At 61.5% G+C, this 22,790-nt stretch carries 19 protein-coding genes and 2 pseudogenes; 13 read left to right on the top strand and 8 right to left on the bottom strand.

Going from position 1 to position 22,790, the window contains the following annotated elements; all coding sequences use genetic code 11:
* The 5 genes and pseudogenes from ABIF91_RS02560 to ABIF91_RS02540 all read left to right on the top strand — a co-directional run bounded on the left by ABIF91_RS02560 (position 1) and on the right by ABIF91_RS02540 (position 5,049).
* A pseudogene (locus tag ABIF91_RS02560) lies at positions 1 to 809 on the top strand (crotonase/enoyl-CoA hydratase family protein).
* Positions 810 to 968: 159 nt separating this feature from the next.
* Positions 969 to 2,513 carry an acyl-CoA synthetase gene (locus ABIF91_RS02555; RefSeq protein ID WP_028178331.1) on the top strand — a complete coding sequence of 515 codons (1,545 nt, stop codon included), beginning with the start codon at positions 969 to 971 and terminating at the stop codon, positions 2,511 to 2,513.
* A gap of 97 nt (positions 2,514 to 2,610) precedes the next feature.
* Entirely contained in the window at positions 2,611 to 3,414 is an 804-nt protein-coding gene (locus ABIF91_RS02550) for an enoyl-CoA hydratase/isomerase family protein (protein ID WP_028178330.1), read from the top strand.
* A gap of 88 nt (positions 3,415 to 3,502) precedes the next feature.
* Positions 3,503 to 4,594, top strand: coding sequence for a rhomboid family intramembrane serine protease (locus tag ABIF91_RS02545; protein ID WP_028178329.1), 1,092 nt, complete (start codon positions 3,503 to 3,505; stop codon positions 4,592 to 4,594).
* Positions 4,595 to 4,644: 50 nt separating this feature from the next.
* A complete protein-coding gene (locus tag ABIF91_RS02540; protein ID WP_424578738.1) occupies positions 4,645 to 5,049 on the top strand; it encodes a YccF domain-containing protein in 405 nt (134 codons plus the stop codon).
* 204 nt (positions 5,050 to 5,253) lie between these two features.
* Here the strand turns inward: ABIF91_RS02540 and ABIF91_RS02535 are convergent, their stop codons facing one another.
* Positions 5,254 to 6,255, bottom strand: a complete 1,002-nt coding sequence (locus tag ABIF91_RS02535; RefSeq protein WP_050995101.1) for an AraC family transcriptional regulator — start codon at positions 6,253 to 6,255, stop codon at positions 5,254 to 5,256.
* Between the two features lie 128 nt (positions 6,256 to 6,383).
* On the opposite strand from ABIF91_RS02535, the gene ABIF91_RS02530 reads away from it, so the two are divergent.
* From ABIF91_RS02530 to ABIF91_RS02510, 5 genes are all read left to right on the top strand, one after another.
* Positions 6,384 to 6,920, top strand: a complete 537-nt coding sequence (locus ABIF91_RS02530) for a helix-turn-helix domain-containing protein (RefSeq protein WP_244430029.1) — start codon at positions 6,384 to 6,386, stop codon at positions 6,918 to 6,920.
* A gap of 204 nt (positions 6,921 to 7,124) precedes the next feature.
* The gene (locus ABIF91_RS02525; protein ID WP_196233512.1) at positions 7,125 to 7,784 is read left to right on the top strand and encodes a hypothetical protein; all 660 of its coding nucleotides are present in this window, start codon (positions 7,125 to 7,127) and stop codon (positions 7,782 to 7,784) included.
* Between the two features lie 96 nt (positions 7,785 to 7,880).
* On the top strand, positions 7,881 to 9,311 hold the full coding sequence (locus ABIF91_RS02520; RefSeq protein ID WP_028178325.1) for a DUF1254 domain-containing protein: 1,431 nt from the start codon (positions 7,881 to 7,883) through the stop codon (positions 9,309 to 9,311).
* 148 nt (positions 9,312 to 9,459) lie between these two features.
* Positions 9,460 to 10,899, top strand: a complete 1,440-nt coding sequence (locus ABIF91_RS02515) for a DUF1254 domain-containing protein (protein WP_028178324.1) — start codon at positions 9,460 to 9,462, stop codon at positions 10,897 to 10,899.
* Positions 10,900 to 11,040: 141 nt separating this feature from the next.
* On the top strand, positions 11,041 to 11,817 hold the full coding sequence (locus ABIF91_RS02510; RefSeq protein ID WP_348522393.1) for a SphA family protein: 777 nt from the start codon (positions 11,041 to 11,043) through the stop codon (positions 11,815 to 11,817).
* On the opposite strand, the gene istB is transcribed toward ABIF91_RS02510, so the two are convergent.
* Both istB and istA read right to left on the bottom strand, forming a co-directional pair.
* Positions 11,809 to 12,576: an IS21-like element IS1631 family helper ATPase IstB gene (gene istB / locus ABIF91_RS02505; protein WP_038952109.1), complete on the bottom strand. Its 768-nt coding sequence runs from the start codon at positions 12,574 to 12,576 to the stop codon at positions 11,809 to 11,811. The two genes, ABIF91_RS02510 and istB, sit on opposite strands and share 9 nt — an antisense overlap.
* A gap of 4 nt (positions 12,577 to 12,580) precedes the next feature.
* Positions 12,581 to 14,338, bottom strand: a complete 1,758-nt coding sequence (istA, locus tag ABIF91_RS02500; protein WP_424578737.1) for an IS21-like element IS1631 family transposase — start codon at positions 14,336 to 14,338, stop codon at positions 12,581 to 12,583.
* A gap of 110 nt (positions 14,339 to 14,448) precedes the next feature.
* Here istA and ABIF91_RS02495 point away from each other — a divergent pair.
* Positions 14,449 to 14,826: pseudogene (locus ABIF91_RS02495) on the top strand (SphA family protein); the annotation flags it as partial.
* Between the two features lie 79 nt (positions 14,827 to 14,905).
* Here the strand turns inward: ABIF91_RS02495 and ABIF91_RS02490 are convergent.
* The gene (locus tag ABIF91_RS02490) at positions 14,906 to 15,370 is read right to left on the bottom strand and encodes a hypothetical protein (protein WP_028182463.1); all 465 of its coding nucleotides are present in this window, start codon (positions 15,368 to 15,370) and stop codon (positions 14,906 to 14,908) included.
* A 432-nt stretch (positions 15,371 to 15,802) separates the two neighbouring features.
* Between ABIF91_RS02490 and ABIF91_RS02485 the strand changes: the two genes are divergently transcribed.
* Positions 15,803 to 16,312 carry a hypothetical protein gene (locus tag ABIF91_RS02485; RefSeq protein WP_284280967.1) on the top strand — a complete coding sequence of 170 codons (510 nt, stop codon included), beginning with the start codon at positions 15,803 to 15,805 and terminating at the stop codon, positions 16,310 to 16,312.
* A gap of 78 nt (positions 16,313 to 16,390) precedes the next feature.
* Here the strand turns inward: ABIF91_RS02485 and ABIF91_RS02480 are convergent.
* A protein-coding gene (locus ABIF91_RS02480; protein WP_129557670.1) for an IS3-like element ISRj2 family transposase occupies positions 16,391 to 17,520 on the bottom strand; the annotation gives its coding sequence in 2 pieces (ribosomal slippage) (positions 16,391 to 17,268 and positions 17,268 to 17,520; 1,131 coding nt in all).
* A gap of 103 nt (positions 17,521 to 17,623) precedes the next feature.
* Between ABIF91_RS02480 and ABIF91_RS02475 the strand changes: the two genes are divergently transcribed.
* Positions 17,624 to 18,064, top strand: a complete 441-nt coding sequence (locus ABIF91_RS02475; protein ID WP_028180649.1) for a hypothetical protein — start codon at positions 17,624 to 17,626, stop codon at positions 18,062 to 18,064.
* 154 nt (positions 18,065 to 18,218) lie between these two features.
* Here ABIF91_RS02475 and ABIF91_RS02470 read toward each other — a convergent pair whose 3' ends face one another.
* The 3 genes from ABIF91_RS02470 to ABIF91_RS02460 form a co-directional block, all read right to left on the bottom strand.
* A complete protein-coding gene (locus ABIF91_RS02470) occupies positions 18,219 to 19,196 on the bottom strand; it encodes an HAD family hydrolase (protein ID WP_244430031.1) in 978 nt (325 codons plus the stop codon).
* Positions 19,197 to 19,385: 189 nt separating this feature from the next.
* A complete protein-coding gene (locus ABIF91_RS02465) occupies positions 19,386 to 21,059 on the bottom strand; it encodes an arylsulfatase (protein WP_424579074.1) in 1,674 nt (557 codons plus the stop codon).
* Positions 21,060 to 21,185: 126 nt separating this feature from the next.
* On the bottom strand, positions 21,186 to 22,112 hold the full coding sequence (locus ABIF91_RS02460; protein WP_035676162.1) for a formylglycine-generating enzyme family protein: 927 nt from the start codon (positions 22,110 to 22,112) through the stop codon (positions 21,186 to 21,188).
* Positions 22,113 to 22,790 lie beyond the last annotated feature (678 nt).

Genomic DNA, 22,790 nt, shown 5'->3' with positions numbered 1-22,790 from the left:
ATGGAAGAGCGCGTCTCGATCTCGATCTCGGAAGGCGTCGCCGACGTGCGGCTGGTGCGCGCGGACAAGATGAATGCGCTCGATCAGCCTATGTTCGAGGCCCTTGTCGCCGCAACCGAGCGGCTTTCCAGGGAGAAAGGCCTGCGCGCCGTCGTGCTCTCGGGCGAAGGCCGCGCCTTCTGCGCCGGTCTCGACATGGGGCGTTTTGCCGCCATGAAGGAAAGGGCGGCAACGGAATTCCGGGTGGCGAAAATCGCGATCTCACCAAGCGCACGCATGGCCAGGCCAACTTTCCGCAAGCCGCCGTGTGGGGGTGGCGCCAGCTCCCGGTGCCCGTGATCGCGGCCGTGCATGGCGTCGCCTTCGGCGGCGGCTTCCAGCTCTCGCTCGGCGCCGACATGCGCTTTCTCTCGGCGGACGCGCGGATGTCGATCATGGAGATCAAATGGGGCCTTGTGCCCGACATGGCGGGCACGCCGATCCTGGCCTCGCTCGTGCGCGACGACATCCTGCGCGATCTCACCTACACCGGCCGGATCTTCTCCGCCCAGGAGGCGATGACCTACGGCCTTGCTACGCGCATCTGCGACGATCCGCGCGCTGCCGCGCTCGAAGTCGCGCGCGAGATCGCCGGCAAGAGCCCCGACGCGATCCGCGCGGCCAAGCGGATGCTGAACAATCTCTCGGTCGATCCCGGCCCGGCGCTGCTCGCCGAATCCGTCGAGCAGCAGAAGCTGATCGGCAGTCCGAACCAGACCGAGGCGGTGCGCGCCAATCTGGAGAAGCGCGCGCCGAAGTTCGCGGATTAGCAGCTCGCCGTCATTCCGGGGCGATGCGGAGCATCGAGCCCGGAATCCATAACCACGATCGGGAGTATGGATTCCGGGCCTGCGCCTTTGGCGCATCCCGGAATGACGACGGTAGGTTTGGCCGCATTCTCGAACCCGACGAAAGATCGGAGAACAACAATGAGCGAAACGCCCCAATTCCTCGGCATCGTCTCCGGCGAGCGCCGCCGTGCCCACGCCGAGGTCGCAGACCGTAGCGACCGCATCGCCTCCGGCCTCGCCAAGCTCGGCGTCAAGCCAGGCGATTGCGTCTGCATGCTGATGCGCAACGACATCGCCTTCCTCGAAGCCGCCTACGCGGCGATGCGGCTCGGCGCCTATGGCGTGCCTATCAACTGGCACTTCAAGCCGGAGGAGATCAACTATATCCTCGAGGACTCCCGCGCGTCGGTGCTGATCGGCCATGCCGACCTGCTGCACGGCTTGCGCGATGCGATACCGAAGGGTGTCACTGTGCTCAGCGTGCCGACGCCGCCGGAGATCCGCTCCACCTACAAGATCGATCCCGATCATCTGACCACGCCGGACTTTGCGATCGGTCTCGAATCCTGGCTTGCGCAGCACCGGCCCTATGACGGCCCGGTGGTGCCGCAGCCCATGAACATGATCTACACGTCGGGCACGACGGGCCATCCCAAGGGCGTGCGCCGCAACGCGCCGACGCCGGAGCAGGCGGCGGCCGGCGAGCGCATGCGCGCGATGATCTATGGCCTGAAGCCCGGCGCTCGCGCGCTGCTGCCGGGCCCGCTCTATCATTCCGCGCCGAACTCGTTCGGCATCCGCGCCGGAAAGCTCGGCGGCGCGCTGGTGTTGATGCCGCGCTTCGAAGCCGAGGAGTTTCTGGAGCTGATCGAGCGCTACAGGATCGACACCATCTTCATGGTGCCGACCATGTTCATCCGCCTGATGAAGCTGCCGGAGAAGGTGCGCAAGCAGTACGACGTCTCCTCGCTGCGCCACGTCATTCATGCCGCGGCGCCATGCCCGGCAGACGTCAAGCGCGCCATGATCGAGTGGTGGGGACCGGTGATCTACGAGTTCTACGGCTCGACCGAATCCAGCGCGGTCACCTTCGCGACGTCAGAGGACGCGCTGAAGAAGCCCGGCACCGTCGGCAGGATTTCGCCGGGCGCCGAATTGCGGTTCATCGGCGAGGACGGTCGCGTGCTTGGCGTCGGCGAGATCGGCGAGATCTATTCGCGCATGGCGGAGATGGCCGATTTCACCTACCACAACAAGCCGGAGAAGCGCGCCGAGATCGATCGCGACGGCTTCATCACCTCCGGCGATGTCGGTTACATCGACGAGGACGGCTACGTCTTCATCTGCGACCGCAAGCGCGACATGGTGATCTCGGGCGGCGTCAACATTTACCCGGCCGAGATCGAGTCCGTTCTGCATGCGGTGCCCGGCGTGCACGATTGCGCCGTGTTCGGCATCCCCGACGCTGAATTCGGCGAGGCGCTGATGGCGGTGGTGGAGCCGCAGGCGGGTGTCACGCTCGAGGCCGCCGGTGTGCGCGCCGCGCTGAAGGCGCATCTGGCCGACTACAAGGTGCCCAGGCACATCGAGATCCGCACCGGCCTGCCGCGTGAAGATTCCGGCAAGATCTTCAAGCGCCGCCTGCGCGATCCCTATTGGGAGCAGGTGGGCCGGAAGATCTGACATTTCGTAGCCCGGGTGAGCGAAGCGATACCCGGGACGATGAGAGTAAGGTCCCGGATGTCGCTTCGCTCATCCAGGCTACAATAGAGGGGCTCCCATGAGCGATGCGGCAAGCGAGACCAAAGAAGTCCTCTACGAGGTCGCCGACCACATCGCGACCATCACGCTGAACGCGCCGGAGCGCATGAACACGATCTCCGGGCCGATGCTCAACGATCTCGCCCGCCTGCTGACCGAAGCCAATGAGGACAGGAACGTCCGCGTCGTGATCCTCACCGGCAAGGGCAGGGCGTTCTGCGCCGGCCTCGACCTGCGCAAGGAGCGCGACGGCAACGGCCTCAGCGCGGCTTCCTCGCCGACCACGATCAACCTCCGCAACACCCCGCCGACGGTCCTGCATGCGATGGACAAGCCGACCATATGCGCCGTCAACGGCGGCGCGGCTGGGTACGGCATGGATACCGCGCTCGGCTGCGACATCCGCATCATGGCTGAGTCCGCAAAGCTCGCTGCAGCCTTCGTCAAGCGCGGCGTGGTGCCGGAGTCCGGCGGCACCTGGCTGTTGCCGCGCATGCTCGGCTGGGCCAAGGCCTCCGAGCTGATCTTCACCGGCCGCACGCTTGGCGCCCGCGAGTGCCTGGAATGGGGCCTCGCCAACGAGGTGGTGCCGGATGCCGAGCTGATGAGCCGTGCCACGGCGATCGCCCGCGAGATCGCCGCCAACGCGCCGCTCGCGGTGCAGGCCTCCAAGCGCATGATGCGGATGGGCCTCAATGAGAATTTCCAGAACCACGTCCACCACGTTTATCTCCAGCTCCTGCCGCTGTTCAAAACGGAGGACATGGCCGAGGGCATGAAGGCCTTCATGGAGAAGCGCGCGCCGAAGTTCGAGGGACGGTAGCGGACACCGGATGCAACGCGCTGGAGTAGCAATCGTCGGTCGGCTCGGCTAGGTTGGCGTTCTCCACGCCAGCCCGTTGCGATCATCCATGCCCTCATACCGCGCCAGTCCCGGCTTCTTCGAAGTCCCTCATGCCGCCGTCTATACGCTGATGACCGTGACGGTCCTCGCGTCGGGGTTCTGCTTCATCCAGGCGGGCGGTCCGGCGGCGCCGGCGGAGTTACTGTATCGCTACGGCGGCATGTATGCGACCGCGATCGCTCGGCATGAATACTGGCGCCTCGTCGCCTATGGGTTCCTGCACGTCAATTTCGTTCATCTCACCATGAACATGCTGTGCCTCGTGCTCTGGGGTGCACATCTGGAGCGGCGGGTCGGGCCGGCCTATTTCCTCATCATCTATCTCTGCGCGATGGTGTTCGGTGCCGTCATCGGCAATGGTATCCATTCCACGCCCTATTTGACGGTAGGCGCGTCCGGTGCCACGTCGGGCATCCTGGGCGCGCTGCTTTGTTTGTGGATCCTCGGCAAGCTCGAGGTCGGGTTCGACTTCTTCGCCATCAACATCGGCTTGAACATCGCGTTTGCGCTCGGCAATTCGCGCATCGACTGGGGCGTTCACCTCGGTGGCTTTGCAGCCGGGCTGATCGTCTGCGCGCTGCTGGACCTGGTCGAGAAGGCGAATGCCTATCTGCTTCGATGCAAGTTTCCCGAAGCAGTGAAGGTCAATCTGGCCCTGCTTGCCTGCGTCATGACGCTGTGGGTCTGGAGCGGTCCGGCCAAGGCCATCGCCGCGGGGGCTTCTGAGTGGGGGCCGGTGATCATGATCGCGGTCGCATGTTGTGCCGTCGTGAAGCTGGTTGATCTCGCGCTCTCCATGAAGAAGGGTCTCGCGATCGTCGTGACGGCCTTGGCCGGACTGAACGCTGCTGCCGTGATGCTGTGCGGTTGGGCTCTGGCATTCTATTGCTTGCCGCACCTGCCAATTGGATACATTCCGCTCGACATTTTTCTTGTCATATTCTGCCCGAATCCAATTCTCATCTCGGGACTTGCCGCGATCGGCGTCGCCGCGCTGACGCTTTATCTCTGCGCGAAGGAGATTTCGCGCGGGATCGAGGATGTTGGATTTGTCGCCACATCGCTGCGTGCGGAACGCAGCCGGCGTCATGGACTATGACCTCGCGGGATGTGCTATAGTGAAGGGGTCATCGACCTGCGGATAGAACCATGGCCCCCGTCTCCATTCTCCTCAACATCCTCTGGATCCTGATCGGCGGCGCCTGGATGGCGTTCGGCTGGCTGGTGGCTGCCATCATCATGGCCATCACCATCATTGGCCTGCCCTGGGCGCGGGCGGCGTTCAACATCGCCATCTACACGCTGCTGCCGTTCGGCTCGCGGGCGGTGCGCCGCGACGAGGTCACCGGCATGAGCGATATCGGCACCGGCCCGCTCGGGGTGATCGGCAACATCATCTGGTTCGTGCTCGCCGGCTGGTGGCTGGCGCTCGGCCATGTCCTGACCGCGCTGGTCCTCGCGGTCACCATCATCGGTATTCCCTTCGCCTGGGCACACCTGAAGCTCGCGGGCATCGCGCTCTGGCCGATCGGCAAGGTGATCGTGCCGGCTTGAGGCGCGCGGACGCGTCAATGTCGGTCGCGGGGGCCGGTGCGCTCCGGCGAAGCAGACTTTGGAGCTTCGCGGCGATCGACGCTCCTGTGGGACTTTCGCATCGCTAGAGCATGATCCGGAAAAGTGCGAAGCGGTTTTCCGAAAAGATCATGCTCAAACAAGGACCTAAGGCGCGATGACGATTCATCCAAATCTCATCGCGCTTTAGGCTCGCGGCGAATTCTCTCGAAACTCGCGCGGCGTTATGCCCGCCATGCGGCGGAACGCACGGGCAAAGTGAGCCGGGTCGGTGTAACCCGTGGCAAAGGCAACATCGATTATCCTGGCGTCCGTCTTGCGCAGCAAGTCGGCACCTTTCTCGAACCGGACCTGATCGAGCAAACGAGAGTATGTCAGTCCTGCGCTTGCGAGGCCGCGCTGAAGGCTTCTCACGCTGGTCCCGGCGATCTCCGCCACCTCGGCGATGCCGAGGGGGCCCTTATCCAGGTACGACGGAAGCATCATCTTGAGCGATGTTATGGCATCGGTGCCGATGCGCCGAAACTCGCGCTCCGATGGGCCTGATGCCGTGGGCTTCACCGGATTGGGCAAGCTCAGCAGTGAAATGGGCACATCAATCCATGAAACCTTCTGACCCGATAGGAAGCGGGTGTGAGGCCACCGGGATTGGGTCTCGGGACCAGGCGTGTATCGAGCTTCAAAGGCGATGGTCGCCGGCGCCCAATTCGGCCCTGCAAACTGGCGGATGACGTACACCATCATCACGTTCTGCAGCCATTGCGTATGCTCGAGATGCAGAGTGCCAGCAGTTCCGGAGATGCTGTTGCAAACCCTCAAGAGGTCATCATGACGCTCGAGCCAATAGCGGACGAAGTTGTCTTCGATCTGGATAAGCTGACACCATTGCTCCAAGACGGAAAACAAGGTCGGCGCGTGGCGAACCGCAGCTTGAAGTTGGTCACTCATATGACCAAAGTGCATTCGTTGGACGGCTCGAAATCCAAGATCCGCAATCCCCTGCGATGACTGTGCAATCGTTGCGAACTGAAGTGCGGGAATGAGAGGGAAATAGTCATTGGGCTTCTGCTCGGGATGTGCTGGCAGGCCGAACCTGCTCAGCATCCGTTCAGCCGGGGCCCCGACATCGTTCAAAACCTCAACGAAAGGTGCAAGCAGGGCGCAACGCGCCACGACAATGGCCTTCATGGTCGTGCCCCGGGACGTCACGGCTTTCCGCTGTCCCGGCCTCCCAAGGTGATGCAACCGTGCGCCTTGTGCATGATGCTACTTTAGACTGAGTTCAAGATCAACCTGCCACGCTGCGCTGCGGCATCATGCCGGTGCTACCCTTCGCAACGGTCGGCGAAGTCGCATTTTGGCGCGCGATGGCCATACGTCATGGCGTCTTCTGCGTAAACATTGGCGAATATGTCGGAAGAGCGGAGGTTTCGCGCCGCATCATGAAGCGAGTCTCCACGCCGTCCCGATACGCTGTCCGGGCGGCCATCGCCGCGTCGCTGCGCCAGGACCGAGCCGTGCTCCTCCAAACGGCGCACCGGCTCGGCATCAGTGCCCGCTCGCTGCAGCGCCGCCTTGCCGAGATGGGCACCACCTACGCTGAGCTCGTCGCGGAGGTTCGGCTCGACACCGCCTGCCATCTGCTCGCGGAATCGGACGAAAACATCGCCGACATCGCTGCGCGTTTGGGTTTCGCAGGTGCTAGCAGCTTCAGCCGCAACTTCGCGCGCTTGATGAAGATCCAACCCAACGTCTATCGGCGACAGCAGTCAAACCGGACGAGTGGCTCGAAATACGGTCCTTTTGCCCGAAAGCCGGCAGGTAAGCGCTTCCCAGGACCTCGAAATGACTAACTCGACCTCGGAATGATTGGCGCGAAATGGCAAGACGCCGCGACGTCGAGAGATCATTCTGAACGCTGGTGCGAGCGTGCCTAGATTGATCAGTGAACTGGGAAGCGCGTCATGCAGGCATTTGGAATACCTGCCGTTAACCATTGGGTTTCGGCAGGCAACGGCCAACGAAAAAGACGAGCGGCAAACAGGAGTGAACGTCACATGCGGATCGCAGGACTAGATCGGATTATCGCAACACTCGCCCTGGCCATGACGTTTTGCAGCGCCAGTGCGTCGCTCGCCCAGAACGCGGCGGCACCGTCTTCCATGAAGACAATCGGCACGCCAGCAGCCTCAGCCAAACCCGAGATCGTGCCGTCGCTGTTCGTGCTCAACTCCCGCGGCGCCACGTTGCAAGGGGATACACTTACTTTGACCGGCGTGTCGCTCAGCTCCATCATATTTGCCGACCGTCCGGTGCGATCGGCGGGCCACCAGGCGACGGCTGATGTGATTGCGGAGTGGGGCTCGGGCGAAGACAATTTCGTCAAGAATCCTCCGAACGCGACCGTTTCCGTGCTGGGCAAGGATGGTTCGATCAAGGACGCCGTCGTGGTCCTCAAGAACCCGAAGCTCGAGGGCGACCAGCTCACCTTCCATGTCCAGACTCTGGAAGGCGATCTTGCCGGCGCCGACGGTGGCGCTGCCCTCTTCATCGACATCATCGGGCGGCCGTTCACGCCGATGTCGTTCGCCGGCGTTGCCCGGCGTAGCGCATTCCGCGGCGCGATGTATGCAGGCGCCGCATATGGCGCGGCTGCGTACTATCACCCCTACGCGCGGCCGGCATGCGGCTATTACCCGTATCCGCCCTGTTATTGAGACGAGAGAGGAGCGGGTTTCCCCTTAGCTCGGTGAATTGAGCGACCGAGCGCGTCGAAAGATTTCCAGTTCTTCATTTTCAACGGAGTTTGTATGATGGATATCACACGTCGCAACGTAACGATCGGCGGCATCAGCCTGCTCGCCAGTTCCTCGATAAGCACGATGGGCCACGCCGAGTTCGGCGAACTTCTCGGCACCGGCGAGGGACTTGAGGAGTTCGCACTCGCCACCGACGCCTACATCTTCGGCTATCCGCTCGTGACGATGGAGATGACGCGCCGTGTCATCACCAACGTTGCAACGCCGGTCGGCACGCGCGCGCCGATGGGCCAGATCATCAAGCTGCGCAAGTACCCTGATGCGTCTTTCCGCGACGTGACGGCACCAAATGCAGACACGCTTTACACCAGTGCGTTCTTCGACGTCGGCAAGGAACCGTGGGTGCTCAGCATCCCGGACATGAAGGGCCGTTACGCACTCTTCCCGATGCTGGACGGTTGGACGACGGTATTCCAGGTGCCGGGCAAGCGGACGACCGGCACCGGCGCGCAGACCTACGCCATCACGGGCCCCGGATGGAAGGGCACGCTGCCGTCCGGCGTCAAGGAATACAAGTCGCCCACCAGCATCGTGTGGCTGCTCGGCCGCATCTATTGCACCGGCACGTCCGAAGACTACGCCGAGGTGCACAAGCTGCAGGACGAGTGCAGGCTGGTCCCGCTGAGCTCCTATGGCAAGCCCTACACACCGCCCCAAGGCAAGGTCGATGCTTCCATCGACATGAAGACTGCTGTTCGTGATCAGGTCAATCGAATGGATGCGACGGCCTATTTCACGTTGCTCTGCAAGCTCATGAAAGACAATCCGCCGGCGGCCGCCGACGCGCCGCAACTCGCCAAGTTCGCGAGGATCGGAATCGTGCCCGGGCAGGATTTCGACGCAAGCAAGTTCAAGGCAGATTTCGTCAAGCGAGTTCCGGAAATCGGCTTCGATCGCATCATGCTTCAGTTCAAGATCAACAAGGACATGAAGGACGAGAGCGGCTGGGGCTTCACCACCAAGACCGGCGTCTACGGTACCGACTATCTGATGCGCGCGCTGATTACCGCCATCGGACTCGGTGCCAACCGGCCGCAGGACGCCGTATATCCGACATCGCTGAAAGACGCTGAGGGCCGCAAATACAACGGCGCCAACAAATACGTGCTGCGATTTGCCAAGGGGCAGCTGCCGCCGGCGCTCGGGTTCTGGTCGTTGACGATGTACGATGCGAACTATTTCTTCGTGGACAATCCACTCAACCGCTACTCGATCAGCGCGCGACAGAATTTGAAATCGAATCCTGACGGCTCCACCGATCTCTACATCCAGAAGGGCTCGCCGGGGAAGGACAAGGAATCCAACTGGCTTCCCGCACCGTCAGGCGATTTTGTCCTGATGATGCGGCTGTATTGGCCGAACGAGAAGAACCCCTCGATCATCAATGGATCTTGGAAGATTCCGCCGGTCAAGCAGGTCACCTGAGCCGAAGGCATACGACAGCACAAGCTCTCAAATATCTCGGCTGGTCCGGCCTGCGGCTATGACCTCATCCGCTCCGCCATCGAGGCCCAGCGCTTTGGCGCTGGCGTCCGCCGAACAAAAGGACATTGGTGACAAAGGACAGCGTCCCATGTTGACGAAACGCGATCTGCTCCGCTCCGCTGCGCTGACTGCGCTCGCCGTCACGACGGCCAAGTCCACCCCGGCAATTGCGCAGAACAAAGCCGATTGGCCCAGGCTGTTAGAGGCCAAGGACGTCGCCGAGGCAGGTTTCATCTATGGCCTGCCAATCGTGATGAACTATGCTGTCATGTACGAATACGCGGTCGACCGCAGTTCGGGGCAGTTCAAGGCACCGTTCAACCAAATCAAGAACGAGCCGAATGTCTACACCTACAAGGATACGGCAATCGTCACGCCCAATAGCGACACGCCCTATTCCTTCGTATGGCTGGATTTGCGGACGGAGCCGGTGGTGCTCTCGGTGCCCGCGATGGACCCGAAGCGCTACTACTCGGTCATGCTCTGCGACGGCAATACCTACAATTACGGCTATATCGGCAGCCGAGCCACCGGGAGCGAAGCCGGCGACTACATGGTGGTCGGGCCCGGCTGGAAGGGGGATACTCCGGCGGGTATCAAGCGGGTGTTTCGTTCGAGCACACAGTTTTCCCTCGCGGGCTATCGCACCCAGCTTTTCGGCCCGGATGATCTCGACAACGTCAAGAAGGTGCAAGCTGGCTACGAGGTGCAGATGCTCTCGGCTTATCTGAAACAGACGCCGCCGCCGGCCGCGCCAACCATCGACTTCCCCAAGATCGACAAGGAACTCGTGAAGACCAACTTCTTCGATTATCTCGACTTCGCGCTACAATTCGCGCCGGCACAGGATAATGAGAAGGAGATACGCTCCAAGCTGGCACGCATCGGGGTCGGGCCGGGCAAGACCCTCAACTTCAAGGACCTGCCACTGGAGCACAAGCTGGAGCTTGGCTTCGGCATGAAGGAAGGGCAGCGGAAGGTGGACGAGGCCGCCGCATCTGCCGGCAAGGCGATCAATGGCTGGCGCGTTAGCGGTCTTCCAGGCGATAGCGCTCACTACAATGGCGACTGGTTGAAGCGAGCCGCTGCCGCTCAGGCCGGCATTTACGGCAATGACCCGGCGGAAGCGACCTATCCGTTCACGCGCGTTGACAGCGACGGCCGGACGCTCGACGGCAGCAAGCACAATTACACACTGACCTTCCCGGCGGGACAACTACCACCGGTGAACTCCTTCTGGTCGGTGACGATGTATGACGGCAAGAGCCAACTCCTGGTCAAGAACCCGATCAGCCGCTACCTCATCAACTCGCCGATGTTGCCCGGCATGAAGAAGAATGAGGATGGCTCGCTCACTCTCTACATCCAGAAGGAGAGCCCCGGCGCGGACAAGGAAGCAAATTGGCTGCCTGCGCCCAATGACACGATCTATCTTGTCATGCGCTTGTACTGGCCGAAGAGCGAAGCACCTTCGATCCTGCCGGCCGGCGAAGGGAGCTGGCAGCCGCCTGGCATCAAGCGGGTGTGACAGACGTCCGAATGCAGATCGATTCGGCAGATGGTCCGGTCAGATCGTATGCCGCATACTTGTGGCGCGGACTGTGACCACCCGTTGCAGTTCAGCGACGGCCGTTTTGAGTTCAGACACAATTGGTGTCGGGGGCAGAGAATGACGCCATCCAAGCAGGAATCTCGGGTTTGGTTCATCCGCTCGAGTCTCGGCGCGGCCATGGTGCTGCTCGGCTGCGTGCCCGAAGCGGCATATGCCGATGAGGGTGGGGTTTCGTACTGGCTTCCCGGCCGGTTCGGCAGCCTCGCGGCCGTCCCGTCGGTGCCGGGCTGGTCGATGGCGGCGGTGTATTATCACACTACCGTATCCGCATCCGGGGCCACAGTCGCGGCGAAGGAAATCCAGATCGGCAGGTTTCCCGCGACGGTGAACAGCAGCCTCAATCTGCACCTCAATGCGCAGGGCGATCTCGTTCTGCTCAACCCCACCTACACCTTCGCAACGCCGGTGCTTGGAGGACAATTTGCCGTTGGCGTAACCGGCCTGTTCGGGCGGTCGAGCGCCGACCTGAGCGGGACGCTGACCGCGGTACTCGGACCGCTGGTGATAACGCGCAACGGCACCATCGCCGACTCCATCACATCGGTCGGCGACCTCTATCCGCAGGCGACATTGAAGTGGAACGCCGGCGCCCACAATTTCATGACCTATGTGACCGGGGACATTCCGGTCGGCGCCTATTCGCCAATCCGGCTTGCCAATCTCGGTATCGGCCATGCTGCTATCGACGGCGGCGGCGGCTACACCTACTTCAATCCGAAGACCGGCTACGAGTTTTCGGCTGTCGCGGGACCCCGCGGGTCACTTCAAATTCCTCCGGGTGTGGTCAGTCAAATTCCTCCACCCGCGAGGCAGGACAAGGGACTGTTAGTTTGAGTTTGTTTCCCGGGCAAGAGCTTCAGCGGCTTCTTTGAGCCGATAGCTGCGTCCGTCGAACTCAAGCAGATGGCAATGATGCATAAGGCGATCGAGGATCGTCGTGCTCATAGTGTTGTCCCCAAGGTATGCCCCCCAATCCTGCACGACGCGATTGGAGGTGACGATGACGCTGCGGCGCAGTTTGTAACGCTGATGGATCAGGGTCTGCAGCAAAGTGCCGGCGTCGTCGGGGATGGCGCGTGCGAGGAATAGATCGTCCAGCACGAGGAGATCGCAGTCGATGATGGTTCGCAGCCGGACCTCGCGTTGTGCCGGAGAGTTCAGGGCGTAGCGGTGGAAGAAGTCGTCGGTCTCAAGATACTGGACCTTGTGGCTTTGCAGGATCGCCTGATAGGCAATCGCCTTGGCGATGTGCGACTTCCCGGTGCCAGGTTTGCCAACAAGCAGAGCGTTCTCGCCAGCGGCAATGAACGCCAGGGTGTGGAGCTGGAAGCAGGTCTGACGTGGCAGTTTGGGATTGAAGGACCAGTCGAACTCGGCGAGCGTCAGCTTTTCGTCGAGCCCGGATTGCTGGTATCGCCGCTCGATAAGACGGGACTGACGACGGTCCAGTTCATCCTGCAGGATAAGGGAGAAGGTCTCGAGGAAGGGCTGGTTGGCGCCCTGCGCCTGGAGCACGCGCGTCTGCAGCGTGTCGCGGACACCCGACAGGCGCAGCTGTCGTAGGCAACGCTCAATTTCCGGCATGGTCATCATGTGGCTAGGTCTCCAGTTTAAGGTGAGAAGGTGCAGCGGGAGCGCTCGTGGCGCCGGAGTTGGCCGGGGTTGCGCAGGGGACACGAGCGCGGATTGCCGTGGCGTGATCGTCGTGAGCCTCGGCCTGCCGACCATTGTCGTCGGCGTCGCGCCGCACAGCGCGGCTGAAGAGGTCGCCGTATTCCGCGGGGGTACGGATCAGCGGATGATCCTGGGTGAGCGGCGATGCCGGCTGTGGCGTCACTCCAACCTGCTCGATCGCCTGTTCGAACAACCGCTCGACGGTCGCACGCACGTGCTTGTAGCGGTAGATGCGGTTGTCGATGGCGTGCGCGCAGGCCTGCTCGACCAGCCGCGCCGGATACTTCCGGCCCAGCCCGACAATGCCCCACATCGCGCGCTGTCCGGGGCGCCCTTCGGTGTCGAACACCTGCTGGCACAAGGCCCTGGTCTGCGGTCCGATGCGCTCGGCGCTCGCCAGCAGCACGGCGGTTTGCCGCGACGGGTTGAACGGCCGTTCGCTGGTCGGCAGGACGACAGAACCGGGGTGCGCCATCCGGGAATGAACACGCAGCAGCGCACGGGTGTGGCGATCACGGATCTCGATCGTGGTGGTGTAGATGCGCACGACGACCTGGCTGCCGATCGGCGCGGGCCGCGCGGCGTAATAGCTGTTGTCGACGCGTACGGTGGTGTCGTCGCAGACAGTCCGGACGACTTCGGTGAAGATGCGGAAGGGAGCGACAGGCAGCGGCCGCAGGTGCGGCTTCTCTTCCTGGAACATCGCCTCGACCTGACGGCGCGTGCTGCCGTGGATGCGTTTGGAAGCCCAGTTCTCCTCCCAGTGCCTCAAGAACTCGTTTTGCGCCTCCAGCGTCTCGAAGCGCCGTCCGGCCAGCGCAGTGCCCTGGGTATGTTGAATCGCATTCTCGACGCATCCTTTCCGATTTGGATCGGCCACGCGCGCGGGATCGGCGACCACGGCGTAATGAGCCAGCATCGCGCTGTAAATCGGGTTGAGCTGGGGCTCGTACAAATCCGGCTTGAGGACGCCTTCCTTCAGGTTGTCGAGCACGACATAGCTGGGGACCCCGCCAAAATACCGGAACGCCTCTTCGTGGAGCTGCGCCCAGACTTGTTGGCTGGACTTCCAGACTACCCGCCGGAAGCTGCGCCGCGAGTAGCGTAGCGTCATCACGAACAGGCGGGGACGACGGTACCGCCCGCTCTTCGGATCAACCGTCGGCGCGCCCTCGCCATAGTCGACCTGAGCTTCCTCGCCGGGGAGGAACTCAAGACGATCAAACTGCTCAGGATCAGCGTGCCGCAACCGGCGCACAAACCGCTTGACACTCTGGTAGCTGGACGGAAAGCCAAATTGATCAACCAGGTCCTGGTAAATCGCCTGCGCGTTCCGCTTCAGCCGGACCTGTTCTTCGATCCACGTCCGATGCGCTTCGCAAGCCGAACGGGCCAGGCTGCTGGTGACCGTCGCTTCCGATGTCCCAAAAGCCGGTGGTCGGGGTGGAGGAATTTGGCCGTCCGCGCTCACCGAGCCGGTGGTCACTTCCCCGGGGGAATTTGCCTCCGCACCGGCCCGCAGCGCCTGATAACGCCGGATCGTCTTGCGATCGACACCCGTCAGCCGGTGAATCTCGCGCTGGCTGGTGTTGCGATCAAGTAATGTAAGTACGGTGCTTTGCAGATGTCGCTTCAAGACGTTCAACTCCCCGGCCCCTTGCTGGCTAAAGGGGTCGAACATAAACGTCCTGCCTGACCGGCTACTGCTGTTCAGCGGCGCTGACGGCGATCATCAGGTGGGGGAGTTTCAAGTGACCATACCCGGGGGATTTTGACCGACCCACGGGGGCGGGACTTACCTACAATTTCAAGAACCACGACACACAATATCAGAATGGCATCGACTTCCACTTCGACTGGGGTGCCTCCCAGTTTCTCTCCAAACAGCTTTTTGTCGGACTGGTGGGGTACGGCTATCAGCAGATCACCGACGACTTTGGACAACACCCGATCCTCGGTGGTTTCCGGTCACGGGTCGTCGGCGTAGGTCCGCAGGTCGGATACCTGTTTCCGGTTGAAGACATGCAAGGTTATCTCAACCTGAAGGCATATGGCGAATTCGTGGCGGAAAACCGGCCGGCAGGATGGAACGCGTGGTTGACGTTCTCGATCTCGCCGATGGCTCCTGCCGGCACCGTGGCGCCGCCCCGACGGATGGTGACGAAATAGGCCGTGGTCGCACACAATTCCTCGCGTTGCCCGGTCGGGCAAAGCACGCCACATGCAGGTCGAGGGGCCAGAAGCGTCCTCAGATTTCGCAACTGGTCAGATTCAATGCCTTGCGCAAGCCACCAAACGCCTTGAGCCGACAGGGCTCGGTATTGTTGGCGGCCTTTGAACGCTGGACATTGGCAGTTCGCTTGACAACGGCTGCCTTCGGTTTTGGCTTGGGACGTTCAGCGGTCGCGATCTTCTTCGGATGGTGCCGATGACGGGTGATCGTTTCCGGCTCGTGCGAACCGGAATGGATGTCTTCTGGCGGAGCAACGGGCGGTTCGACCGAAGCAGCCTGTGTCGGCATCTCGCTGTCCACAGCGACGACGTCAAGGCGATCGGCCTTCGCCAATGCGTCATGTGCAGACCTGCCTGAGTTTTGCTCGGCAAGCGGCTGGACGATCGCGACCGCGCGACGCGGTGGAGCGCTCAGCTCCATTGCTGAGAGCATTCCTACACTCAACAGGATAAGGAGGCCCAACAACGCCATTCTCAGCATAATGTGCCTCTAACCTAGGTTAGTGCCGCTGAAAATTCTCCGCTGCAATAAGGCAACTTGTCGGCGGCTGCCGCCTCGCGACGAATCATTTGCGCGACAGGGTTAACGTCGGTGATGCCCTGCACGTTCCGAAAATGCCGCCGTTCACTATCTCGTAGGATGGGTAGAGCGTAAGCGAACCCATCAAGCTCCGCCGATGACGCAACGTGATGGGTTTCGCAAGGGCTCAACCCATCCTACACGCTGAGCCCCTCAATCGCTCGTGGTGCCCGGAGGCAAAACACGCCGCAGCGTGTGGCTGCTGCCTATGGCCTCGATCGGCAATTTGGCCTCCTGGCGGACACGCTGGCGGTTACGGGAGCGCGGCCGAGCCAAGTGGCGCGTCTGCGCGTAGAGGATCTACAGGACCATCCAACGCGGCCGAGATTACAGATGCCGAAAAGTGGCAAGGGCGGCGGACGAAACCGGGCACGGAAGAGGGCCGAGCACTATAGCGTGCCAATCACTCCGGCATTGTCATCGAAGTTGAAGACCGCCGCCGGCAACCGTGCTAACGATGCGCCGCTACTGACGCAATCGGACGCTAGGCCTTGGGGCGATAATCCCGGACAAAACTACCACCGGCTGGTCGCAGATGTGGTGGCCACCATCGGAGTCGATCCCGACGCTACGATGTACTGCTTGCGACACTCAAGTATCGTCCGCGCCTTGCCGCGCAATGTGCCGGTGCGAGTCATCGCAAGTTTGCACAACACCAGCGTTCGAATGATCGAGGCGCACTACTCGAAGTACATCACAGAGCACGCCGATGACGTCTCGCGCGTTGGCCTGCTACAGGACGAAACGCCGACTGGTGACAATATCGTTGCACTGGAGAGCTGGCCCCGGTTGTTTGGACAGCGCCCCGCTGGATTTAAGTGGATTCCTGCCGGGTTATGCTGAACGCGGGGCTTTACGGTTTTGTCGTTGCGTCGGGAGGGCGTAGCCCGACCAGAGCGACGACAAAACCGTCGGCGACGGTCATGCGGCCATCACCATAGCTTGCGTGCCGAAGTAAGCCTCGTCGGGCGTGCGCCCGTCAAGGCTCGAGTGAGGGCGTCCCTGATTGTAGAAGGCCAGATACTTGGCAATTGACGCTCGCGCCTCGGACACGCTGTCGTAGGCGCGGAGATATACTTCTTCGTATTTGACCGTGCGCCAGAGCCGCTCGACAAACACGTTGTCGCGCCAGGCGCCCTTGCCGTCCATGCTGATGGCGATCTTCGCGTCCAGCAGCACATCGGTGAACTCGAGGCTGGTGAACTGGCTGCCCTGATCCGTGTTGAAAATCTCGGGCCTGCCGTGCTTCGCCAACGCCTCCTGGACCGCTTCGACGCAGAAGGCCGCCTCCATTGTGATCGAGACGCGATGGGCCAGGACCCGTCGGCTGAACACATCGACGACCGCCGCGAGATAGACGAAGCCACGCCGCATCGGAATGTAGGTGATGTCCATTGCCCACGCATGGTCGGGCCGCTCGATCTTCAATCCGCGCAACAGGTACGGGTAGATCTTGTGACCCGGAGCCGGCTTGCTCGTGTTCGGGCGACGATAGACCGCCTCGATCCCCATGCGCTTCATCAGCGTCGCGATGTGGCGGCGACCGGCGTATACGCCCTCCCGCCGCAGCAACGATCGCAGCATACGCGCTCCCGCGAAGGGATAATCGAGATGCAGCTCATCGAGCCGACGCATCAAGGCAAGGTCCTCGGCCGAAACTGGCCGAGGTTCATAGTAGACCGTGCTGCGAGCCAGCTTCAGGACCTTCGCCTGGCGCACGATAGAAAGATCATGATCGCGGTCGATCATCGCTTTGCGCTCAGCAGGCCCGCCTTGGTGAGCGCGCCGGACAAAAAATCGTTTTCCAACGCCAGCTCGCCGATCTTGGCATGTAACGCCTTCAAATCGACCGGCGTCTCGGCCGATGTCTTGTCATGCCCAAACACGCCGGCGGCGCCTTCCAGGAGCTGGTTTTTCCAGATCGTGATCTGGTTCGGATGAACATCAAACAGTTGCGCCAGCTCCGCCAGTGTCTTGTCGCCTTTGACCGCAGCCAAAGCAACCTTCGCCTTGAATGCCGGAGAATGCGTCCGGCGGCTCTTCTTCGTCATCTTCGCTCCTGATTCGCAGCAAGAATCCTCGCCGCTGTCAGGCAGAAAATCCACTCAAGCTACTGTCCGAATTTGCGGGGCCAGCTCTCTGGCGAGCTGAATCATGCCCACCAAAGCCAAGATCACGGAAAGCCTGATCGATAAATGTCGGATCCGGTTCGAAGACGGTGAACGGGATGCTGTGTTAGATGCCATCGACCTCTGCGCACGTGCCGGTCTGGCACTGCCGGCGTGGCTCGTCGAAGCCTACTGCGCCGCCTGCACCAGGTGGGCCACCTACGAGCGAGAAGCTCGCTCGCTTGATCAGGCGTTCGGTGTAGAGCGCAAGGGCCAGAAACTGTCTCAACTGCGAAAGTGCGAATCCATGAAGGCAATCGTCGTGATCGAGGTTGCCAAACTGCGTCGACAAGGTGTCGCAACCGACGAAGCATTATTTGAACAAGTCGGTGAAAAGCTAGGCATTCCGACGGGTACGACAAGGAGCTTCTACTATGAAGATAATGCGGCACTTCAATGCCGATCTCCCAAAGATGCCGTTGCCTAACTGGTTGAAAGCAGCAGTGATCGCCGAGGTCGACAAGCCGCGCTGGCTCCGCCTTCAAGCCGTCCCTACCAGCCGATGGCTACGCAAAGGCGGCACGAGATGCTGAGCGCAGGGCGTGCCGATTCGGACGCACAATGGGCAGCCCTTGGCCTGCCTAGTCGAATGCAAAAATTCGCTTCCAGTCCTTCTTCATATCGACCACGGTCCACCTGTTCACCGCTGCCGCGTCCAGCGCCACGTCGAGCTTGCCGAAATGCGAATGCCGATCGTAGGCATATTCGCGCTCCGCATCGGTGTGGTGGACGAGCAGGCCAAACCGCGCGCCGGCGGCACCTAGCGTAGTCCATTGCAGCATTTCGAGATCGCCGTCGGAGTTGCCGAAGGCGGCGATGGGACGACGCCCGATATGCTCGTTGATGCCGATCGGCTTTCCCGTTTTGTCGTCGACAAAGTTGACTTCCTGCAGCCGGAAAAGCGTCGGCGCGCCGTCTTTCATCTCGAATCGAGTCTTGATCGACGATCCGACGACCTGCTCTGGCGGGATTCCATAAATCCGCTCGGTCCACGGCCGCATGAATTCGATGCCGCCGCCCGACACGATGAAGGTCTTGAAACCGTTCGCGCGTAGATAAGCCAGCAGTTCGAGCATCGGCTGATAGGCCAGTTCGGTATAGGGCCGCTTGAAGCGGTGATCGCGCGCGGTCGCTATCCAGTCCGAGGTGATCTTCTCGAACTCTGCCGTAGTCATGCCGGCATGCGTCACGGCGATGATTTCGACCAATCCCTTTTCGCCGGCTGCGGCCAGCGCTTTCATGTCACCGTCCAGCACAGCAGCGAACGGCTGCCTGGTCTTCCATTCCGGATGCATCGGCGCCATGGTTTTGACCCGATCAAGAGCGAAGGCCAACTGTATGTACATCGGCTGCTCGATCCAGAGCGTGCCGTCATTGTCAAAGGTCGCGATGCGCTGATCGACCGGTACGAAGTCGGGCCCGCCTTGCGTCGTGACGCGCCCGACAAAGTTGAGGATCGACGATTTGGTCGCGCCGTCGTTCCAGGAGGCGAGTGGATCGCGTTGCGTTTGAGCCTCCGCCGTAGTCGAGCGGAACGAGGCAGAGAGCAGCGGAAGCATCGCCAGCGACGAAAGCAGGGCGCGGCGATCGAGGGCTGGAAACTGCCGGACGAATTTCATGACTGGCTCCTTGCTGCCGTGGTCACGGTGGCTTTGGCCAAATGTTCTTCGCAAAGCCCATTATACAATCCTTGTAGTGGCCGGCCCCTTTGGGCCGGCCACATTGCTCCTGTTCTGCGCGGCTCGCAGCTAGTCGCTGCGACCGGCAACTTTGGCCTGCTTGATCTGTTGCATCACCTGGTCGAGGTTGTAGCTCGCCGGGTCCTGGAGCGGGGGGTACGCAATATAGCTCTCGAGTTCCTTCAGCCAGAGCGCCTGGCCGATGGGCAGCATGTTCCAGTCGTAGATGTAGGCGGTGGAAGGGGAGCCGATTGTGCCGCCCTGGCCCATGAGCGTCTTGTATTGTGAACCGATCGAGGTCTCGAACGGGTCTCGCTTGATATTGACGACCTGGGCCCAGTGATAGGGAAGCGCCCCGGCAATGAAGCCGGCCGGGTTGTCGGACACCATTGTGAAGTAGATCTTCCAGTTCTTGTAGCGGACCGCCGACGGATCCTTGCCGGAATAGTAGAAGAAGGTATCGCGCGCCGACTTCTCCGAACGCCCGGAAAGGTATTCGGTCTGATCGACGCCATCGAGCGTCGTCTTCACGATGCCGGGATACTGGCCGGCCTCGATGCGCTTCTTGAGCGCGTCTCCCTTCGCGCCGCCCGCGATGTTGACAAACGTGGGCAGCCAGTCGAGCGCCGCGAACATTTCGTTCTTGATGGTCTCCGGTTTGATGACGCCCGGCCAGCGAACGACCGCCGGAGCGCGCATGCCGCCTTCCCAGGTGCTCAGCTTGCCGCCTTTGAACGGAGTGGTGCCGCCGTCTGGAAAGGTGATGGTCTCGGCGCCGTTGTCGGTCGTGAACACGATGATCGTGTTGTCGAGCTGCCCCATGTCCTGGAGCTTTTTCAGCACATAGCCGATGTTGTCATCCATCTGCTTCATGCCGGCCTCGTTGAGGCCCCAGTCCTTGCCGCCGGGCTCGCCGATCATGGCCGCGTACTTGTCATTCAGCACGGTCGTGACGTGCATGCGCGCGGGGTTGTACCAGACGAAGAACGGCTTGCCCGTCGTCTTTGGATCGTTGCGGTCGATGAAGTCGATGACCTTGGCCGAGATTTCCTCGTCGACACCCTTCGATCGCTCGAGTGTCAGCGGGCCCTGGTCGACGCACTGCTGAGTCCTGCCCGTACCGTCCGACTTGCACGACAGGATGTTGCGCGGAGGCGTCAGGCAAACCGTCGTTTTCGGATCGACCGCGCCCGGTGCCTCGGGGATGCCGGGGATCGGCGTATTCTTGCATGGCGGGGCAACCGTCTGCTGGGTGGGGGACTTGTTGATGTCCGGGAAGCTCACGCCCTGCATCGCATCGAGGTGATAAAGGTAGCCCCAGTATTCCTGGAAACCATGCGCGGTTGGCAGCGCGTCGGTGTGATCGCCGAGATGGTTCTTGCCGAACTCGCCGGTGTTGTAGCCGAGGTCGAGCAGGAACTTGGCGAGCGCCGGCGTGCTGGGCCGCAGGTAGGATGGGCTGCCTGGCAGTTGCGGAGGAATCATTCCCGTTCGTAACGGATGCATGCCGGTGAAAAAGGCGTTGCGACCGGCGGTGCAGCTCTGCTCGGCGTAGTAATGCGTGAAGATCGCGCCTTCATTGCCGATGCGATCGATATTCGGCGTCTCGCCGACCATCAGGCCCCGATGGTAAATGCTCGGCTGGTAGAGGCCGATGTCGTCGCCCATGATGAAGAGGATATTGGGCTTCTGCGCCGGCTGCTGTGCGGTTGCAGGTGTGCTGACCGCTCCGCACAGCGGCATCAACATCGATGTGCCCAACAAGGCGGCGCAGGATCGCTTGAGACAACTGTATGACTTGCTTGGCGGCGTTGCGGCAGAAGACGGCTTGTCATCAAACGCGTAACTAAACATGACATCGCTCTCCATTTATGATGCGTCAGTGGCTCCTCGCCTGATGCATCGAAAGCCAAGGTGACTGGTGGAAGTATCGACCGGCTCCGCATGTCGTGCTGCCGGCCGATATCGTCGGCAGTAATTCGGCGCGCACAGATGCGAGCCGCCTTTGATGACCTTCCGCGGAATTTTCACGTTGGTCGTCCGAGGGTCATAGCTGTCCGCCTCGCGAGCACCGCGCGGGTTCTCGGGGATGCAGCAAGCCTTCGCGGCATCCGCCTGATGCTTTGGCGAATACCAATCGGCCGTCCATTCCCAGACGTTGCCGATCATGTCGTACACACCGTAACCGTTCGGCGGAAATGCGTTGACGGGCGACGTGTGCTCAAAGCCGTCTATGTTGGCGTTCTGGCGAGGGAATTCACCCTGCCAGGTATTGGCCATGTGCCGACCGTCCGGCGTGAACTCCTCGCCCCACGCGAACTCGGCACCGTCGAGCCCGCCCCGCGCCGCAAACTCCCATTCCGCTTCGGTCGGCAAATCTTTGCCGGCCCAATTTGCGTAGGCTAGCGCATCGCTAAAGGCCACGTGCACGACGGGATGATGGTCCAGCGCATGGATGTTGCTGTTTGGCCCATAGGGATGTCGCCAGTCCGCGCCCTTGGCGAAGGTCCACCACTGGTTGAAGTCCCGTAGGCTGACGGGATATGCGGGGGGAGAGAACATCAGCGAGCCCGCGTAGACCATGTGCGGGAGCATTCCGGGATAATCCTTCGGATCAGGCGTAATCTCGGCAACAGTGACGTGCCTGGTGGCCCGGACGAATTCCTTGAATTGCCGGTTGGTCACGGGATAACGGTCCATCCAGAAGCCGTCCACGATGACGCGATGTGCCGGGGCTTCTTCGGGATAATGCTGGTCCGACCCCATACGAAAGGTGCCGTCGGGAATCCAGATCATTTTCCCGATGTCTGAAGGATCGCCACAAATGGGGATATCGGGCCCGAGCCCAGGCTTCACTTTCAAGGCGTGAACTCCTTGCCGCTGGATTGTCTTGTCACGTGGAGGAAAGCATCAATCGTATTGGACGGGACCCAATAAGGGCGAGGCCCGGGATCAGGCGCCACGGTGAGACTGCTTTTCGGAAGTGTGGGGGATGGGCCAGGATAGTCTTGATCTATATCAAAGGATCGAAGTGGAGATGACCGCGCATCGGTCCGGTGTCCGTCCTTCGGGACAAAGTGGAACGGGATTGCAACATGCCGCTTTCAATTTCCACGATCACCTTATGTTCGCAGCTCGGTGTCGCGGTAGCTGATCGGGTGCCGTCATTCGATATCGCGCGTAACTGCAAACTCGACATGGCCGCCACGCTGGCCTGTTGCGCCCCTTCTTCTCGATGAGGGCGAAACGGACAGCAAGGCTCGGGCGAAACCGGCCGCGAGACCGCGAGACTATGTCCATTGGTGAGATTGCAGCAATCTCTCGTGCCCCGGACGCAGCGCAGCGCGTCGCGTCTTCGCGGCGTGATGCGCTGCGGAGCCGGGGCCCATGTTGCGGCAACGTGCTCTGTGGCTTCTAGGTCCCGGCTCGGCGCAGCAACGCTTGCGGCGTTGCTGCTTGTCCGGGACACGCGAT

The sequence above is a fragment of the Bradyrhizobium sp. USDA 241 genome, assembly GCF_049739505.1.
GTDB classification, from domain to species: domain Bacteria; phylum Pseudomonadota; class Alphaproteobacteria; order Rhizobiales; family Xanthobacteraceae; genus Bradyrhizobium; species Bradyrhizobium liaoningense.
This window is presented reverse-complemented; position numbering and strand designations above follow the sequence as displayed.

Bases quoted from the DNA above. Each gene is read 5' to 3' on its own strand.
- ABIF91_RS02510 (WP_348522393.1), top strand. From the start codon at position 11,041: ATGACGCCATCCAAGCAGGAATCTCGGGTTTGGTTCATCCGCTCGAGT.
- ABIF91_RS02525 (WP_196233512.1), top strand. From the start codon at position 7,125: ATGCGGATCGCAGGACTAGATCGGATTATCGCAACACTCGCCCTGGCC.
- ABIF91_RS02485 (WP_284280967.1), top strand. From the start codon at position 15,803: ATGCCGAAAAGTGGCAAGGGCGGCGGACGAAACCGGGCACGGAAGAGG.
- ABIF91_RS02460 (WP_035676162.1), bottom strand. From the start codon at position 22,112: ATGATCTGGATTCCCGACGGCACCTTTCGTATGGGGTCGGACCAGCAT.
- ABIF91_RS02515 (WP_028178324.1), top strand. From the start codon at position 9,460: ATGTTGACGAAACGCGATCTGCTCCGCTCCGCTGCGCTGACTGCGCTC.
- ABIF91_RS02540 (WP_424578738.1), top strand. From the start codon at position 4,645: ATGGCCCCCGTCTCCATTCTCCTCAACATCCTCTGGATCCTGATCGGC.
- istB (WP_038952109.1), bottom strand. From the start codon at position 12,576: ATGATGACCATGCCGGAAATTGAGCGTTGCCTACGACAGCTGCGCCTG.
- ABIF91_RS02465 (WP_424579074.1), bottom strand. From the start codon at position 21,059: ATGCCGCTGTGCGGAGCGGTCAGCACACCTGCAACCGCACAGCAGCCG.
- istA (WP_424578737.1), bottom strand. From the start codon at position 14,338: ATGTTCGACCCCTTTAGCCAGCAAGGGGCCGGGGAGTTGAACGTCTTG.
- ABIF91_RS02520 (WP_028178325.1), top strand. From the start codon at position 7,881: ATGGATATCACACGTCGCAACGTAACGATCGGCGGCATCAGCCTGCTC.
- ABIF91_RS02535 (WP_050995101.1), bottom strand. From the start codon at position 6,255: ATGAAGGCCATTGTCGTGGCGCGTTGCGCCCTGCTTGCACCTTTCGTT.
- ABIF91_RS02490 (WP_028182463.1), bottom strand. From the start codon at position 15,370: ATGCTGAGAATGGCGTTGTTGGGCCTCCTTATCCTGTTGAGTGTAGGA.
- ABIF91_RS02475 (WP_028180649.1), top strand. From the start codon at position 17,624: ATGCCCACCAAAGCCAAGATCACGGAAAGCCTGATCGATAAATGTCGG.
- ABIF91_RS02555 (WP_028178331.1), top strand. From the start codon at position 969: ATGAGCGAAACGCCCCAATTCCTCGGCATCGTCTCCGGCGAGCGCCGC.
- ABIF91_RS02550 (WP_028178330.1), top strand. From the start codon at position 2,611: ATGAGCGATGCGGCAAGCGAGACCAAAGAAGTCCTCTACGAGGTCGCC.
- ABIF91_RS02470 (WP_244430031.1), bottom strand. From the start codon at position 19,196: ATGCTTCCGCTGCTCTCTGCCTCGTTCCGCTCGACTACGGCGGAGGCT.
- ABIF91_RS02545 (WP_028178329.1), top strand. From the start codon at position 3,503: ATGCCCTCATACCGCGCCAGTCCCGGCTTCTTCGAAGTCCCTCATGCC.
- ABIF91_RS02530 (WP_244430029.1), top strand. From the start codon at position 6,384: ATGCCGGTGCTACCCTTCGCAACGGTCGGCGAAGTCGCATTTTGGCGC.